Genomic DNA, 15,439 nt, shown 5'->3' on the forward strand with positions numbered 1-15,439 from the left:
AGTGATTTAAAGATGGAGGGGTGGAAATTGGCTAAAGATAAGAATCTAGTGATTGTAGAATCACCTGCTAAAGCAAAAACAATTAGCAAATTTTTGGGTTCAGATTTTACTGTAGAAGCATCAATGGGGCATGTCATAGACTTACCCAAAAGTCAATTAGGTGTTGATGTAGAAAATAATTTTGAGCCTAAATATATTACTATTCGAGGAAAAGGGAAAACATTACAAAAATTAAAGAGAAAAGCTAAAAAGAGTAAGGAAGTATTATTAGCAACTGACCCTGATCGAGAAGGGGAGGCTATTTCTTGGCATTTGGCCCGTGCTTTAAAGATGGATGAAGAGAGTGATTGTCGCATAGAATTTAATGAGATTACTAAATCAGCAGTACAAGATGCTTTAGAAGAACCACGAAGGATTGATCAAGATAGGGTAGATGCTCAACAAGCAAGAAGGGTTTTAGATAGGTTAGTGGGATATAAATTAAGTCCTTTATTATGGAAGAAAGTAAAGAAGGGTTTAAGTGCTGGTCGAGTTCAATCTGTTGCTGTTAGAATTATTTGTGAGAGAGAAGAAGAAATTAAAGCATTTGAACCACAAGAATATTGGACTTTAGATACTAAACTTAAAGATAAGAACAAAGGTCAATTTAAAGCTAAATTATATAGAATTAATAATAAAAAATTTGCATTAGGTAGTAAACAAGAGACAGACCAGGTGATTTCAGAACTAAAAGAAGAAGATTTAAAAGTTTCTAAGATTAAGGAAGGGAAGAGAAGAAGGAACCCATCACCTCCATTTACTACTAGTAGTCTTCAGCAACAAGCCTCTAATTATCTACACTTTAGTACAAAAAAGACAATGTATTTAGCTCAACAACTTTATGAAGGAATTGATTTAGGCGCTGAAGGAACAGTAGGTTTAATCACCTATATGCGAACTGATTCTACTAGAATTTCTAAGGAAGCTCAAGCCAATACTAGAGATTATATAGCTGATAATTTAGGAGATAAATATCTGCCTGATACTCCTAAAAAGTATAAGGCTAAATCTGGAGCACAAGATGCTCACGAGGCAATTAGACCAACATCTGTATTTAAAACTCCCCAAAAAGTGAAACAGTATTTAGGTAAACAGCAATATAAATTGTATAAGTTAATTTGGGAGCGGTTTGTTGCTAGTCAAATGAAACCTGCTGTATATAAAACCTTACGAGTTAATATTAAAGGAGAAAAATACTGGTTAAGGGCCAATGGCTCTCAACAAGTTTTCCCTGGCTTTTTAAAAGTTGATACGAGTAAACAGCAAAAGAAAGATAAAGAGCTACCTAGTCTTGAAGAAGGAGCGAAGATTGATATAGTTGAACTACTCCCTGACCAACACTTTACTAAACCTCCTGCTAGATATAGTGAAGCTAAATTAGTTAAAACTTTAGAAAAAAAGGGAATTGGGCGTCCTAGTACTTATGCGGCTATAGTTGGGACAATAGAAAAGAGAGGTTATGTAACGAAAGAAAATAAGCGTTTTAAACCTACTGAATTAGGAGAGATAGTTAATGGATTATTAGTAGAACATTTCCCTAATGTAACTAATGTTAAGTTTACTGCTCAATTAGAAGCTGATTTAGATAGAATTGAAGCAGGTAAAAATGATTGGATTGAGGTATTAAAAAGCTTTTATAGTCCTTTTTCTGATCGTCTAGAAGAAGCTAAGGAGAATATGGAACAAGTACAATTAGAAGAAAAGGAAACAGATGTTATTTGTGAAAAATGTGGTAATAATATGGTGATCAAACATGGTCGCTATGGTAAGTTTTTAGCTTGCCCTGGTTTTCCTGATTGTAAGAATACAAAACCTTTATTAGATAAAGTAGGAGTAAAGTGTCCTGAGTGTAAAGATGGAGATGTAGTAAAAAGAAAGAGCAAAAAGGGTAGAACTTTTTATGGATGTAGTAATTATCCAGATTGTGAGTTTATGACATGGCATCAACCTGTAGAAAAGAAATGTCCTGAATGTGGAAAATTTTTAGTAGAAAAACGAACCAAGAAAGAAACTAAGCGGTATTGTATTAATTCAGATTGTGATTATGAAGAATAAGCATAGGAGGGATTTAAGATGATGGAAGCAACAACAGTAATTGCTGTTAAGGATGATGATCAAGTAGCTCTAGCGGGTGATGGTCAAGTTACAATGAAACATACTGTTATGAAGCATGGAGCTAATAAGATTAGGCGTCTTCATAATGAAGAAGTATTAGCAGGATTTGCTGGTACAGCAGCTGATGCATTTACTTTATTTGAAAAATTTGAAGGGAAGTTAGAGGAATTCCATGGTAATTTAAGACGCGCTGCAGTTGAATTGGCTAAAGAGTGGAGAACAGATAAAATGTTAAGAAAGCTAGAAGCTTTATTAATTGTTGCTAATGAAGAATCATTATTAGTTGTGTCAGGAACAGGGGATGTAATTGAGCCTGATGATGGTGTAACAGCAATTGGTTCAGGAGGTTCTTATGCGTTAGCTGCTGCTCGTGCTTTTATTCAATCATCTGATTTGACAGCTTCACAGATAGCTAAAAAATCATTAGAGATTGCATCAGATATATGTATTTATACTAATGATAATATTACGGTAGAAGAAATATAAGGGGGCTTAAAAATGGAAGATTTAACTCCACGTGAGATAGTTAAGAAATTGGATAAATACATTGTTGGACAAAATGAAGCAAAAAAGTCAGTTGCAATTGCATTAAGAAATAGATATCGGCGTAAGAAATTAACAGTTGATTTAAGAGAGGAAGTAATCCCTAAAAATATTTTAATGATTGGCCCAACTGGAGTTGGAAAGACAGAAATAGCTCGTAGATTAGCTAAATTAGCTCAAGCTCCATTTATTAAAGTAGAAGTGAGTAAATTTACAGAAGTAGGTTATATGGGCCGCGATGTAGAATCAATGGTTAGGGATTTAGTGCGGACTGCTATGCGGATGATCCAGCAAGAAAAAATGAAAAATGTAGAAGAAAAAGCAGTCAAGTTAGCAGAAGAAAGAATTCTTGATGCACTATTACCTATGCCTAATAAACAGGATAATAATCCATTGCAAAATCTATTTGGTGAGTTTCAAGATAATGATACCCAAAATGATGAGCCAGACGAAAGAATTAAGCGTAGTCGTAATAAGCTACTAAAGAAGTTAAGATCAGGTGAGTTAGAGGAACGGATGATTGAGATCGAAGTAGAACAAAGCAACTCACAAATGGTTGAGGTTTTTTCTGGAGCTGGGGTAGAGGAATTAGGATTTAACTTTCAGGATATCTTTGGTGGTATGTTACCTAATCAAAAGGAGACAAAGAAAGTATCCGTTAAAGAAGCAAGAGAAATACTAAAAGAAAAGGAAGCAAAAAAGTTAATAGATATGGATAAAGTTAGTCAAGAGGCTATAGAAAGGGTAGAACAAGCGGGGATTATATTCTTAGATGAGATTGATAAAATAGCTGGTAAAGAATCTGGTTCTAATCCTGACGTATCCCGGGAAGGAGTCCAACGTGATATTCTACCTATTGTAGAAGGTTCAACGGTTAATACTAAATATGGTTCAGTAAAGACAGATCATATTTTATTTATTGCTGCTGGAGCATTTCATGTTGCTAATCCAACTGATTTGATTCCTGAATTACAGGGAAGATTCCCAATTAGAGTAGAATTAAATAGTTTATCAAAAGATAACTTTAAAGAAATTTTAGTTGCACCAGAGAATGCACTAACTAAACAATATAAAGCTTTGTTAGCTACAGAGGATTTAGATATTGAATTTACTGAAGGAGCAATTGATGAATTAGCAGAGATTGCTTTTAGGGTAAATGAACAAACTGAAAATATAGGAGCTCGAAGATTACATACTATTGTAGAAAAGTTATTAGAAGAATTATCTTTTACAGCACCAGAACTTGAGCAAGATATAATTGAGATCGATCGAGAGTATGTTAAAGATAAGTTAGATGATGTAGTAGAAGATAAGGATTTAAGTAAGTATATACTTTAAAGTAATTTTATTTGAAATAAAAAACAAGTTTGTGTATAATTTAGATACCAGATGTGATAGAGAAGATGTTATTAAGGGGGACTTATTGATGGATAGATTACTTACTAAAACCCGAAAGATAAATAGATTAATCCAATCCTCTGCAGGAAAATCAGTAGATTTTGAAGAAATGGCTAATGTACTAAGAGAATCTATAACTGCAAATGTTTATTTGGTTGATGAGCAGGGTAGGATATTAGGTCATAGCTTAGTTGATGAATTTGAATGTGATATAATGTTACAAGAAGTAATTAATCAAAATCATTTTCCTAGTGAATATAATGACTGGTTACTTGGTATTTATCATACTCAATCTAACTATGAACAAAAGCATGGTGCTTGTGTCTTTACTGATGATAAAGATTGTCTTTTCAAGCAAAAATTAACTACTATTGTGCCAATTAATGGTGGAGGAGAACGATTAGGGACTTTAATTTTAGCTAGATTTGATAAAGAATTTGAGTCAAGTGATTTATTATTGGCTGAATATGGAGCTACTGTAGTAGGTATGGAAATTTTAAGATTAAAGAGTGATAAAAGAGAGAAAGCAGCCCGAAAGAAAGCAGCAGTTCAGATAGCATTAGATACTTTATCTTATTCTGAATTAGAAGCTGTTGAACATATCTTTGCAGAACTTGATGGTACAGAAGGTTTATTAGTAGCTAGTAAGATTGCTGATAGAGTAGGAATCACTCGTTCAGTAATTGTTAATGCTTTACGAAAATTTGAAAGTGCAGGAGTAATTGAATCTAAATCTTTAGGAATGAAAGGCACGCACATTAAGATTTTAAATGATTATTTATTAGAAGAGCTTGACGATTTAAATTAGTTGATTTAGGGTGTGGGAAGCCACGCCCTATTTTTATGTTTGTTTTTGAATTTTGTTAATTAATTTCTATATAGTAAAAAAGAAACATTTATGTAGTAAACGGATTTATGATATTAATTGCTTTTATTTCATATACAATAATAACTCTTGAATTTTAGATTATATTTTTTGCAGGAATTTTAAATAAGAATGTCGAATTTTTAAATGAAGGTACTTTGATTAAAAGGAGGGGACTAGATGGATCTTTTTGGACAGAACTTTGATTTATTACAGAAGTCATTAGATGGCTTATCTACTCGTCATAAAGCAATCTCTAGTAATATTGCTAATGTAGATACACCAGGTTATAAAAGAAGAAAAGTTAACTTTAAAGAACAATTAACTAAAGCATTAGATGGTAATAATAATTTAGCAATAACAGATAAAAGTCATATATCTTTAAATAGTAGAAGCATAAGTTCTGTAGAGCCTAAAGTTAGTATTGAAGAGGATACTAAAATAAGAAGTGATGGCAATAATGTTAGTATAGATGCTGAAATGGCTAATTTAGCTAAGAATACATTAGAGTATCAGGCTACAATTAAACAACTATCTAATCAATTTGGTCGATTGAATCTTGTGATAAAAAAAGGAGGTAAATAATAGTGAGTTTGTTTAGAGGAATTAATATTAGTGCTTCCGGTTTAACAGCTCAGAGATTAAGAATGAATATTGTTTCTAGTAATATTGCTAATGTTAATACTACTCGAACAGAAGAAGGTGGGCCTTATCAACGGAAAATGCCAGTTTTCAAATCTCGATTAGAAGATGAAATGGGAATGTTAAAAGAGGATGGGCCAACAGGAACTGGAGTGGTGGTTGAAGAGATTAAAGAGAGTAAAAAGGCTCCTAAGTTAGTTTATAATCCTCAACATCCAGATGCTAATGAAGCTGGTTATGTGAAAATGCCTAATATAAATATTGTCTCCGAAATGACAGATATGATATCGGCTACTAGATCGTATGAAGCAAATGTAACTGCTTTAAATTCAGCCAAGCAGATGGCAAAAAGTGCTTTAAAATTAGGTTAAAGAGGAGGGGGACTAGATGGATATTAATAATGTTTCCAATCATAAATTAAATATTATTAATAATAAAGATTTAAAAACTGATAATCAGAAAAAGGATTCATCTTTTTCAAATGTACTACAAAAATCATTACAAGATGTTAATAAGCTACAACATCAAGCTAATCAAGCTAGTAAAGATTTAGCTTTAGGAAAAACAGATAATATACATAATGTAATGATAGCAGCCCAGAAAGCTAAATTATCTTTAAGTTTAACAACTAGTGTGAGAAATAAAGTAGTTGATGCCTATAAGGAGATTATGAGGATACAAGTCTGATGGAAGGGATATTAGTAGGATTGAGGTGGAAATATGGTTGAGAGTCTTTCGGAGATAAAAGAACAGCTACAACAGCTATGGGTAAAAATGGATAAAAAAACTAAAATAATAATAGGTATTTCAGTATTAGCTACTATGATAGGAATAATAGGTTTAGTAGGTTGGGCAGGGCAACCAGCATATAAAGTTTTATTTAATAATCTAGCAAGTAAAGATGCAGGAGCAATAATTAATAAGTTGAAAGAAAAACAAGTTCCATATAAACTAGAGAATCAAGGAGCAGCTATTTTAGTTCCTCAACAGCGAGTTTATCAACTTAGATTAGAGTTAGCTAGTAATGGTTTGCCTTCTGGTGGAGTTACTGGATTTGAGTTATTTGACCAGACTCAAATAGGAACTACTGATTTTGCTCAAAAGGTCAATTATATGAGAGCTTTATCTGGTGAATTATCTAGAACTATTAGACAATTTAATAATATTAGTTATGCTAAAGTAAAGATCACTCCAGCTAAAAATAGTATTTATACAGAAAGAGTACAACCAGCTAAGGCGTCAGTGCTTCTAAAATTGGATGGATATCAACAGTTATCAACTAAACAAGTAAAATCTATTGCTAACTTAGTAGCTGGTAGTGTAAAAGGATTGCAGCCTAATAAAGTAACTATAGTTGATACAGCTGGAAACTTATTATCAGCTAAATTAGAATCTAAAAAAGGTAGTGCAACAACTTATAATCAACTAGAACTACAAAGTCAATTTGAGGGCGAAATAGAAAAAGATTTAAATATAATGTTAACTAAAGTTTTAGGAATGAATAATTTTGTAGTACGAGTTAATGCTAACCTGAATTTTAGCCAACGTAGTTTTAAAAGTACTAAGTACTCTCCTGTTGTAGATGACAGGGGAATTGTTCGTAGTAAGCAAACAAAAGAGGAAAGTGAAAAGGGAATTAGTAGTAGTCCAGAAGGAGTTCCAGGTACTACCTCTAATTTGCCACAATATAAAGTAACTGACCAGGAGCAACAAAGTCGAGAGAGTTCAGAAGAAATAATAAATTATGAAATTAATAAAAAGATAGAAAAATATGTTCAATCTCCTGGTGACTTAGAACGATTATCTGTTTCAGTGATTGTTAACCAAAAATTAAATCAACAAAGAAAGAATATGATTACTGAAGCTATTTCAGCTGCAGTAGGCTATAATAAGCAACGTGGGGATGAGATTAAAGTTGTGGGAATGAAATTTGATAATAGCTTAGAGCAGCAAATGAATCAACAGATCAATGCTCAAAATTCTCAACGAGAGACTTTATTGATGACTTTAGCAATTATAGTAGGTGCTTTAATTTTAATTGTATTATTTTTAATATATAGAAGAGGTCAAGATGATGAGCAAGATATCACACCAGGTCAAGAGGTTGATTATGTTGCAGGAGATGAAGTCAATGAAACTGCTGCTTCTGAAGAATTAGATCCACAAGAACAAGAAATAAGAAAGTTACAGCAAGAAATACGTGAGTTAGCAGTTGATCAGCCTGAGGAGATAGCAGAATTATTAAAAGGTTGGCTAGAAGAGTAAATGATAAAGGAGGAAAATGGATGCAGGGAGAACTATCAGGTAAACAAAAGGCTGCTATCTTAATGATTTCTTTAGGTCAAGATGCTTCGGCAGAGGTTTTTAAGCATTTAAATGATGATGAAATTGAAGAATTGACCTTAGAGATTGCTAATTTAAATAAGGTACCAGCTGATGTTAAAGAAGAAATACTAGGGGAATTTCATCAAATGTGTGTAGCATATGATTATATTAGTCATGGTGGTATGGATTATGCTAAAGAAGTATTAGAGAAGGCTTTAGGAGAGTCAGAAGCTAATAATGTAATTGATCGTTTAACTGCTTCTTTACAAGTAAGACCTTTTGATCAATTAAGAAAGACTGATCCTGATCAGATTTTAAACTTTATTCAAAATGAACACCCACAGACTATTGCTTTAATTTTAGCTTATTTAGATTCAGAACAAGCAGCGAGTGTTATGTCTGGGTTAGCACAAGATAAGCAGACTCAAGTTGCTAAGAGAATTGCTTTAATGGAACGCACTTCTCCAGATGTAATTAGAGAAGTAGAGCGGGTTTTAGAACAGAAGTTATCTTCTCTAATGACTAATGAATATTCTCAAGCTGGAGGGATTGATTCTATTGTAGAGATCTTGAATTTATCTGATCGAGGAACAGAAAAAACAATTTTAGAGCAATTAGGTAGTGATGATCCTGAATTAGCAGATGAAATTAAACAAAAGATGTTTGTTTTTGAGGATGTTACTTTACTTACTGATCGTGATATTCAAAGAATGTTACGGGAAGTTGAGAATGATGATTTAGCGTTAGCCTTAAAAGCAGCTAGTGATGAAGTAGCTGATAAGATCTTTAGTAATCAATCTAAGCGAGCAGCAGAAATGCTAAGAGAAAATATTGACTACTTAGGTCCAGTTAGAATTAGTGATGTAGAAGAAGCACAACAAAAAATTGTTAATGAAATTAGAAGACTAGAAGAAGAAGGTGAGATTGTAATTGACCGCGGAGGGGGAGATGAGGTAATTGAGTAATGTTATTAAATCTAATCAAGTTAAGTCTGGCAAGAAATTTAATTTTACTAAAGCTCCTCAACGAGAGCAATCTCAAAATGAATCTTTAGCTAATGAATCAAAAATGCAAGCTGAGCAAATAGTAATTGAAGCTAAGAAAGAAGCTGAACAAATAATTGATGATGCTAAAGAAGAAGCTAGACAAATTAAGCAGCAGGCTAAGCAAGAAGTTGAAGCTAAAGTAGAAGCTGCTGTAGCTGATGCTAAAGAAGAGGGATATCAAGCAGGATTTAACCAGGGCCAAGCTAAGGCCCAAGATGAGGTGACTGATAGAGTTAATCACCTTATAGATAATATAAATGCAGAGGTTAATAAAGTTTCTAAATTATTAGACAAAGAATTATCTACTTATAAAGTAGAGATGATTCAACTAGCAATAGCTATTAGTAAGCGAGTTATTAGACAGGAGCTTACTTTAAATTCTAAAGCAGTCAAGGCTATAGTAGAAGATACTCTTAGTTTAATAGATGATGATACAGGAATAAAAGTGAGGGTTAACCCTAGTGATTTAGAGGTTTTAGATGGTGCTCAAGAAGAGTTAGTAGTTGCTAATGGACGGCTAGATACGATCCAGTTAGTTGCTGATCAAAGTATTGAATTAGGAGGCTGTATTATAGAGACAGATTTTGGTGGGATTGATGCTACTATTTCTTCACAGTTAGCAGAGATTGAAAATAAGTTATTGGAAGTGGGAGAAAGTGACTAAATTATGGAATATTGATAATTTATTAGATACAGTAGAGCAAACATCTTTAATCAAAAGATTTGGTAAGGTTAAGCAGGTAGTAGGCTTAACTATTGAGTCACAAGGGCCAACAGTACAATTAGGTGAATTATGTTTGATCGAAACTAATTCTAATTCAGAAATGATTAAAGCTGAAGTTGTAGGTTTTAAGGATACTAGTGTATTATTAATGCCTTTAGGAGATATGAAAGGAATTGGCCCTGGTTGTAAAGTCTTTGCTACTGGTGAATCATTACAGATTGAGGTCAGTGATGAATTATTAGGGACAGTATTAGATGGTTTAGGCCACCCTGTTTCAGAAGAGAAGTTAGATGTTACAGGAGAGAAGTATCCTGTCGATAATGATCCGCCTGATCCTTTAGCAAGACAAAGAATTAGCGAACCATTATCCTTAGGAGTAAGAAGTTTAGATGGATTATTAACTTGTGGCAAAGGCCAAAGAATGGGTATTTTTGCTGGAAGTGGTGTTGGTAAGAGTACTTTATTAGGTATGATAGCTCGTAATACTGATGCTGATATTAATGTAATTGCTCTGATAGGTGAGCGAGGTAGAGAGGTACGAGAGTTTATTGAAGAAAGCCTTGGCCCAGAAGGTTTAAAGAAATCTGTAGTAATAGTAGCAACTTCTGACCAGCCAGCTTTAGTACGTTTAAAAGGTGCTATGGTAGCAACTAGTATAGCTGAATATTTTCGTGATCAAGGTAATGATGTAATGTTAATGATGGATTCTGTAACACGTTTTGCAATGGCTCAACGAGAAGTAGGTTTAGCAGTTGGTGAGCCACCTGCTACTAGAGGATATACTCCTTCTGTATTTGCTTTATTACCTAAATTATTGGAAAGATCAGGGGCAGGAGAAGTAGGAACAATCACGGGCTTATATACTGTGTTAGTAGAAGGTGATGATATGAATGAACCAATTGCTGATGCTGTGCGAGGAATTTTAGATGGACATATTGTATTATCTAGGGATTTAGCAGCCCAAAATCATTATCCAGCAATAGATATTTTAGAGAGTGTAAGCAGGGTAATGGATGAGATTGCAAGTGCAGAACATAAAGAAGCAGCTGGAAAATTAAGAGAAGTATTAGCTACCTATGAAGAGTCTAAAGATTTAGTTAATCTTGGTGTTTATGAGGCAGGAAGTGACCCTCAATTAGATTATGCTTTAGATAAATTAGAAGCAGTTAATAATTTTTTACAGCAAGGAGTTAAGGAGACAAATAGTTACCAAGAGACAGTAAATTGGCTAACTAAAATTTTTGCTGGAGAGTGATATGAGTGAAGGAGTTTGAATTTAGGCTACAATCTTTGTTAGATTTAAGAGAGCAAGAGGAACAGCTTCTCCAAAAAAAATTATTTGAAATAAAACAGAAGTATAATCAAGTAAAAGAAGAGATTAAAAGGTTAGCAGATAATAAAAAAGAGTGGCAAGAAAAAATAGAAGTTAAAACTCAACAAGGGGTTAGAGCACAAAATTTACTTAGATATCGAAATTATATCGAATATTTAGAATCAGAAATTGAAGAACTAGAGCTTCAACTTGATCATTGGTCTCAAAAGTTAGATGAGTGCCAACAGAAGTTATTAGATAAAGTGAAGGAAAGAAAGACAGTATCCAAATTAAAAGAGAAAGAGTATGAAAAACACTGGCAAGAGCTTCTACAAAAAAGGCAGAAGATAAATGATGAAATAGCTAATAATAATTTTAATCATCAAAGTAGTTTCTAGCTAGAACAGCAGGAGGGCTGAAATGAAGAAGATTTTTTTCGCACTTATAATATTAATTGTATTAGCAGGTTTAACATTATACTTATTAGATTTTTTCAAAGTGTTTACTTTTGCCCAGTTACAGCAAGAGAGTTTAGAACAATTAGAAAAAATCCCTGCAGTTAAAGAATATATGGTTTCTAAGAAGAAAAATAATGAATTGCAGGACAATTTAGAGAAAGTTAGAATAAAATTAAGTGAAATGAAAGAAAAAAATAAACAATTATTAAACCAATTACAAAATAAGGAACAAGATATTAAGCAATTGCAGGGCCAAATTAAAGAATTAGAAAAAAGACTTAGGTCAGTTAAACAACAGCAAGAAGAATATACTAAAAAGATTGAAAGATTAGTAGGAATCTATAGTGAAATGGAACCTAGTAAAGCTGCTGATATACTACCTAAACTAAAGACTACAGTCACTGTTGATATTTTAAAGCAGATAGACCAAGAAATAGCAGCTGAGATTCTAGGGGCGATGCCAACAGATATTGCTGTTAGTATTTCAAGTCAATTATCTGATTGAAAGGAGGTGAGATATAAAGTATGGCAACAAGTCAAGTGGTTAATTTATCGAATTCTAGCGCTAATAGTCAAATAAAATCTAAGTCAACAGTCCAAAAAGGTGAAAGTAAACTTAAAGATATTTTTTCTTCCTCTTTAGAAGATAAGCTAAAATTAGCCTTAAAAGGAGAAGAAAAAAAGGAGAAGACAAGTCTGGAAGGCTTAGAAGGACTATTAAGCTTATTACAAAATTTATCTCCTAAATTAAAGCAGCAACTAGTGAAGGGTTCAGCAGACGAAAACTTAATAAAGAATTTAACAAAACAGATAAAATCATTATTAAACAACTCAGCTTCTAAAAGTGGATTTAATAAATTACAACCTCAATTAAAATCATTACTAAAAGGAATGGAAGAAGTTGACCAAAAGTTTAAATTAAATGCTAATTCTAAGCATGAAGTTGTAAAAATAAAGAAGCTACTAACTAAATTGGCTGGTCAAATAAGAGACGATAGTTTAAAGAAACAATCTAATGTAAGCCAAACTTCTTTAGGTGATGATATTAAGTTAGCTAAGGTTAAGTATCAAAATAGACAAGATAATAAAGTAAAACAAAATAAGCAACGAGGAGCTCAAAATAGTAAGTCCCAATCAAATAACTCTAAATTATCTGTTAATAGTAAGCAAAAACAATCTCTTAAGCTACAAGATAATAATGTAAATATAACTAATAAGGGTCAAATTAATGTGGAGTCTGCTAAAGGACAATCTGATAATCAAGCTAATGTAGAGTTTGCTACTAATCCTAAGCTAAATAAAACTCAATCTTTGCAAAGTAGTTCTAAGACTTCAACGAGCAAAGGAACAAACTTTAATAATATTTTGAAACAGATAACAGAGAAGACTAATATTTTTGCTAATAAGCAAGGAGAAAAAATTACTTTACAACTAAAGCCAGAATCTTTAGGTAGATTGCAGATAAAATTAGGCTATAAAGATGGAGCTATGACTGCTAGAATATTAGCTGAAAATAGTAATGTAAAAGAATTGTTAGATGCTAATTTAGCTAAACTAAAGTCTGCTTTAGAACAAAGAAATATGCAGGTAGATGATTTTAATGTTTTAATAGACCAAGAAGGGGAAGATTTAGGTCAGGGCCAATTTGGAAGCAGTGACCAAGAATTTGAGTTTCAGCAAGAGGAAGAAAGAGAAGAGTTTAATTTATCCTTAGAAAAATCAGACGAGATTGAGGGAGAAGATAATAAGGAAGAAACAATTAATGATGATACAGTTGATTATATGGTTTAAAGGAGGGATAAGATGGATTCAATTCAGGCGACGCAAAGTACTACTTTAACTCAACAGTCTACTTTACAACAGTCAGATTTAGGGAAAGATGAATTTTTAAAATTATTAGTAACCCAGCTTCAGAATCAAAATCCTATGAATCCAATGAAAAATAAAGAATTTATGGGCCAAATGGCACAATTTAACTCTTTACAGCAGATGCAGAGTTTAAATACTACCATGTCTAAATTTATAAATTATCAACAGTTATCCCAGGCCGGAAATTTAGTAGGGAAGAAAGTAAAGGTTCTTGATAGCCAAACAGGACAGACTATTACTGGAGAAGTCAAGAAGGTAAATGTAACTGATAGTGACCCTCAAATTACTGTTAATGGTAAGCGCTACTCAATGAATAGTATTCAGGAGGTATTAGCAAAGGAGTGATTTAGTGTGACTAAGATTTATTCTAATCAACCATTAGTCTCTTCAACATTAAAATATAAGCAGTCAGATGTTGACTCGCAAAAAAGTTTTAAGGAAATATTGTCTAATAAGAAAGATAATAAATTACAATTTTCTAAACATGCTAAGATGAGATTGCAAAGTAGAGAATTAAATCTTAAACAAAATGATTTATCTAAGCTAGAAGAAGCAGTAGATAAAGCTAAAGAAAAAGGAGCTCAAGAATCTTTAGTGTTAGTTAGTGATAATGCTTATATTGTGAGCATCGAAAATGATACAGTAATTACAGCTTTAGGTAAGGAAGATATGAAAGAAAATATAGTAACGAATATTGATAGTGCAATTATGATGAAGTGACTGGACCCAGTTTGGGAAGTCATCGGCTGTGGACTGAAAGAAGCAGCTAGAAGAACAATTGTAAATTAACAAGGAGGTTATATCATGTTACGTTCTATGTATTCAGGTGTTTCAGGATTAAAGGCTCATATGAGTAAGATGGATATTATCGGTAATAATATTGCTAATGTAAATACAACTGGTTATAAAGGTAGTAGGGCTACTTTTAAGTCAATGCTAAGTCAGACAATTCAAGGAGCTTCTGCTCCTCAAAACGGTCGGGGAGGTACCAACCCAATGCAGGTGGGGTTAGGTGTTTCTTTAGGTAGTATTGATAAGAATATGAGTCAGGGTAACCTAAAATCAACAGGACGCAGTTTGGATTTTGCTATTCAAGGTAATGGATTCTTTGTGCTTAGTGATGGGGCAAGTGACCTTTATACCAGAGCGGGAGCTATGAGTAGAGATAAAGAAGGTTATTTAGTTAATACAGTCAATGGTTATCGAGTGCAAGGTTGGATGGCCAACAAGCAAGGTCAGATTAGTACCAAAGGGGAGTTAGAGGATTTAACTTTAAAGCCATCTATTCCTGCTACAGCAACAGATAAAATAACTTATAGTGGTAACTTAAATGCTAGTGCAGCTAATGGAACCACAAGAACTACCACCATTCCAGTTTATGATTCTCAAGGAAGTAAACATACAGTTGAAGTAGAGTTTGAAAAGACAGCAACTGCTAATGAGTGGGATTATACAGTAACAAGTGTTTCAGGTGCTACAATTGATGCTGGGAATACGGGAACTTTGACTTTTGATGCTAGTGGTAATTTAGATACTACTGCTGCAGCTTTTATTAATCCTGATTTAGAGATTACACCTAATAATGGAGCAGCTGCTGGTCAGACGATTAACTTAGATTTTTCTCAGATAAATCAATTTGCAGGAGAGATGACTGCTGATGTAGATACAGTTAATGGTTCGCAAGCTGGCTCTTTAGAAGACTTTACGATTGGTCAATCAGGTGTAATTACTGGTTTCTATGATAATGGACAACGACAAAGAATTGGTAAATTGGCTTTAGCTAATTTTAATAACCCAGCTGGATTAAGTCAAGAAGGGGATACAATGTTTAGACCTTCTAATAACTCTGGAGCAGCCAAAATTGGTGAAGCTAATAGTGGTGGATTTGGTGCTTTAAGTGCTGGTACTTTAGAGATGTCTAATGTTGATTTGTCTCGTCAGTTTACTGAAATGATTACTGCTCAACGTGGTTTTCAGGCTAATTCTAAAGTGATTTCAACTTCTGATCAAATACTACAGGAATTGGTTAATCTTAAAAGGTAATTAATACAGGGAAAGGGGAATTCCTCTTTCCTTGTTTATATGCCACAAGGGGTGAGAGCT

17 protein-coding genes are annotated in these 15,439 nt (G+C 33.1%); all 17 read left to right on the top strand.

Annotated elements, in window-relative coordinates:
* Window positions 1-12: 12 nt before the first annotated feature.
* The 17 genes from topA to flgF all read left to right on the top strand — a co-directional run bounded on the left by topA (window position 13) and on the right by flgF (window position 15,379).
* A complete protein-coding gene (gene topA / locus HALHA_RS03160; protein ID WP_041607638.1) occupies window positions 13-2,094 on the top strand; it encodes a type I DNA topoisomerase in 2,082 nt (693 codons plus the stop codon).
* Window positions 2,095-2,112: 18 nt separating this feature from the next.
* A complete protein-coding gene (hslV, locus tag HALHA_RS03165; RefSeq protein WP_015326345.1) occupies window positions 2,113-2,640 on the top strand; it encodes an ATP-dependent protease subunit HslV in 528 nt (175 codons plus the stop codon).
* A gap of 12 nt (window positions 2,641-2,652) precedes the next feature.
* Window positions 2,653-4,035: an ATP-dependent protease ATPase subunit HslU gene (gene hslU / locus HALHA_RS03170; protein ID WP_015326346.1), complete on the top strand. Its 1,383-nt coding sequence runs from the start codon at window positions 2,653-2,655 to the stop codon at window positions 4,033-4,035.
* An 88-nt stretch (window positions 4,036-4,123) separates the two neighbouring features.
* Entirely contained in the window at window positions 4,124-4,903 is a 780-nt protein-coding gene (gene codY, locus HALHA_RS03175; protein ID WP_015326347.1) for a GTP-sensing pleiotropic transcriptional regulator CodY, read from the top strand.
* Window positions 4,904-5,140: 237 nt separating this feature from the next.
* The gene (gene flgB, locus HALHA_RS03180) at window positions 5,141-5,545 is read left to right on the top strand and encodes a flagellar basal body rod protein FlgB (protein ID WP_015326348.1); all 405 of its coding nucleotides are present in this window, start codon (window positions 5,141-5,143) and stop codon (window positions 5,543-5,545) included.
* A 2-nt stretch (window positions 5,546-5,547) separates the two neighbouring features.
* Complete coding sequence (flgC, locus tag HALHA_RS03185) at window positions 5,548-5,973, top strand: flagellar basal body rod protein FlgC (protein ID WP_015326349.1); 426 nt, start codon at window positions 5,548-5,550, stop codon at window positions 5,971-5,973.
* 16 nt (window positions 5,974-5,989) lie between these two features.
* Complete coding sequence (gene fliE, locus HALHA_RS03190; RefSeq protein WP_015326350.1) at window positions 5,990-6,289, top strand: flagellar hook-basal body complex protein FliE; 300 nt, start codon at window positions 5,990-5,992, stop codon at window positions 6,287-6,289.
* Window positions 6,290-6,322: 33 nt separating this feature from the next.
* Complete coding sequence (gene fliF / locus HALHA_RS03195) at window positions 6,323-7,867, top strand: flagellar basal-body MS-ring/collar protein FliF (RefSeq protein ID WP_015326351.1); 1,545 nt, start codon at window positions 6,323-6,325, stop codon at window positions 7,865-7,867.
* A 20-nt stretch (window positions 7,868-7,887) separates the two neighbouring features.
* Window positions 7,888-8,892 carry a flagellar motor switch protein FliG gene (gene fliG / locus HALHA_RS03200; RefSeq protein WP_015326352.1) on the top strand — a complete coding sequence of 335 codons (1,005 nt, stop codon included), beginning with the start codon at window positions 7,888-7,890 and terminating at the stop codon, window positions 8,890-8,892.
* Window positions 8,885-9,637: a FliH/SctL family protein gene (locus HALHA_RS03205; protein WP_015326353.1), complete on the top strand. Its 753-nt coding sequence runs from the start codon at window positions 8,885-8,887 to the stop codon at window positions 9,635-9,637. Before fliG ends, HALHA_RS03205 begins: the two co-directional genes overlap by 8 nt.
* The gene (gene fliI / locus HALHA_RS03210) at window positions 9,630-10,952 is read left to right on the top strand and encodes a flagellar protein export ATPase FliI (protein ID WP_015326354.1); all 1,323 of its coding nucleotides are present in this window, start codon (window positions 9,630-9,632) and stop codon (window positions 10,950-10,952) included. Before HALHA_RS03205 ends, fliI begins: the two co-directional genes overlap by 8 nt.
* A gap of 5 nt (window positions 10,953-10,957) precedes the next feature.
* Window positions 10,958-11,407: a flagellar export protein FliJ gene (fliJ, locus tag HALHA_RS12950; protein WP_015326355.1), complete on the top strand. Its 450-nt coding sequence runs from the start codon at window positions 10,958-10,960 to the stop codon at window positions 11,405-11,407.
* A gap of 22 nt (window positions 11,408-11,429) precedes the next feature.
* Entirely contained in the window at window positions 11,430-11,972 is a 543-nt protein-coding gene (locus tag HALHA_RS03220) for a MotE family protein (protein WP_015326356.1), read from the top strand.
* Between the two features lie 20 nt (window positions 11,973-11,992).
* A complete protein-coding gene (locus tag HALHA_RS03225; protein WP_015326357.1) occupies window positions 11,993-13,258 on the top strand; it encodes a flagellar hook-length control protein FliK in 1,266 nt (421 codons plus the stop codon).
* Window positions 13,259-13,270: 12 nt separating this feature from the next.
* Entirely contained in the window at window positions 13,271-13,681 is a 411-nt protein-coding gene (locus HALHA_RS03230; RefSeq protein WP_015326358.1) for a flagellar hook capping FlgD N-terminal domain-containing protein, read from the top strand.
* 6 nt (window positions 13,682-13,687) lie between these two features.
* The gene (locus tag HALHA_RS03235) at window positions 13,688-14,056 is read left to right on the top strand and encodes a TIGR02530 family flagellar biosynthesis protein (RefSeq protein WP_015326359.1); all 369 of its coding nucleotides are present in this window, start codon (window positions 13,688-13,690) and stop codon (window positions 14,054-14,056) included.
* An 84-nt stretch (window positions 14,057-14,140) separates the two neighbouring features.
* Window positions 14,141-15,379, top strand: a complete 1,239-nt coding sequence (gene flgF / locus HALHA_RS03240) for a flagellar basal-body rod protein FlgF (protein ID WP_015326360.1) — start codon at window positions 14,141-14,143, stop codon at window positions 15,377-15,379.
* The last annotated feature ends 60 nt before the right edge of the window (window positions 15,380-15,439 follow it).

Origin of the sequence: Halobacteroides halobius DSM 5150 (assembly GCF_000328625.1) — a bacterium.
Taxonomy (GTDB): Bacteria; Bacillota; Halanaerobiia; order Halobacteroidales; family Halobacteroidaceae; genus Halobacteroides; species Halobacteroides halobius.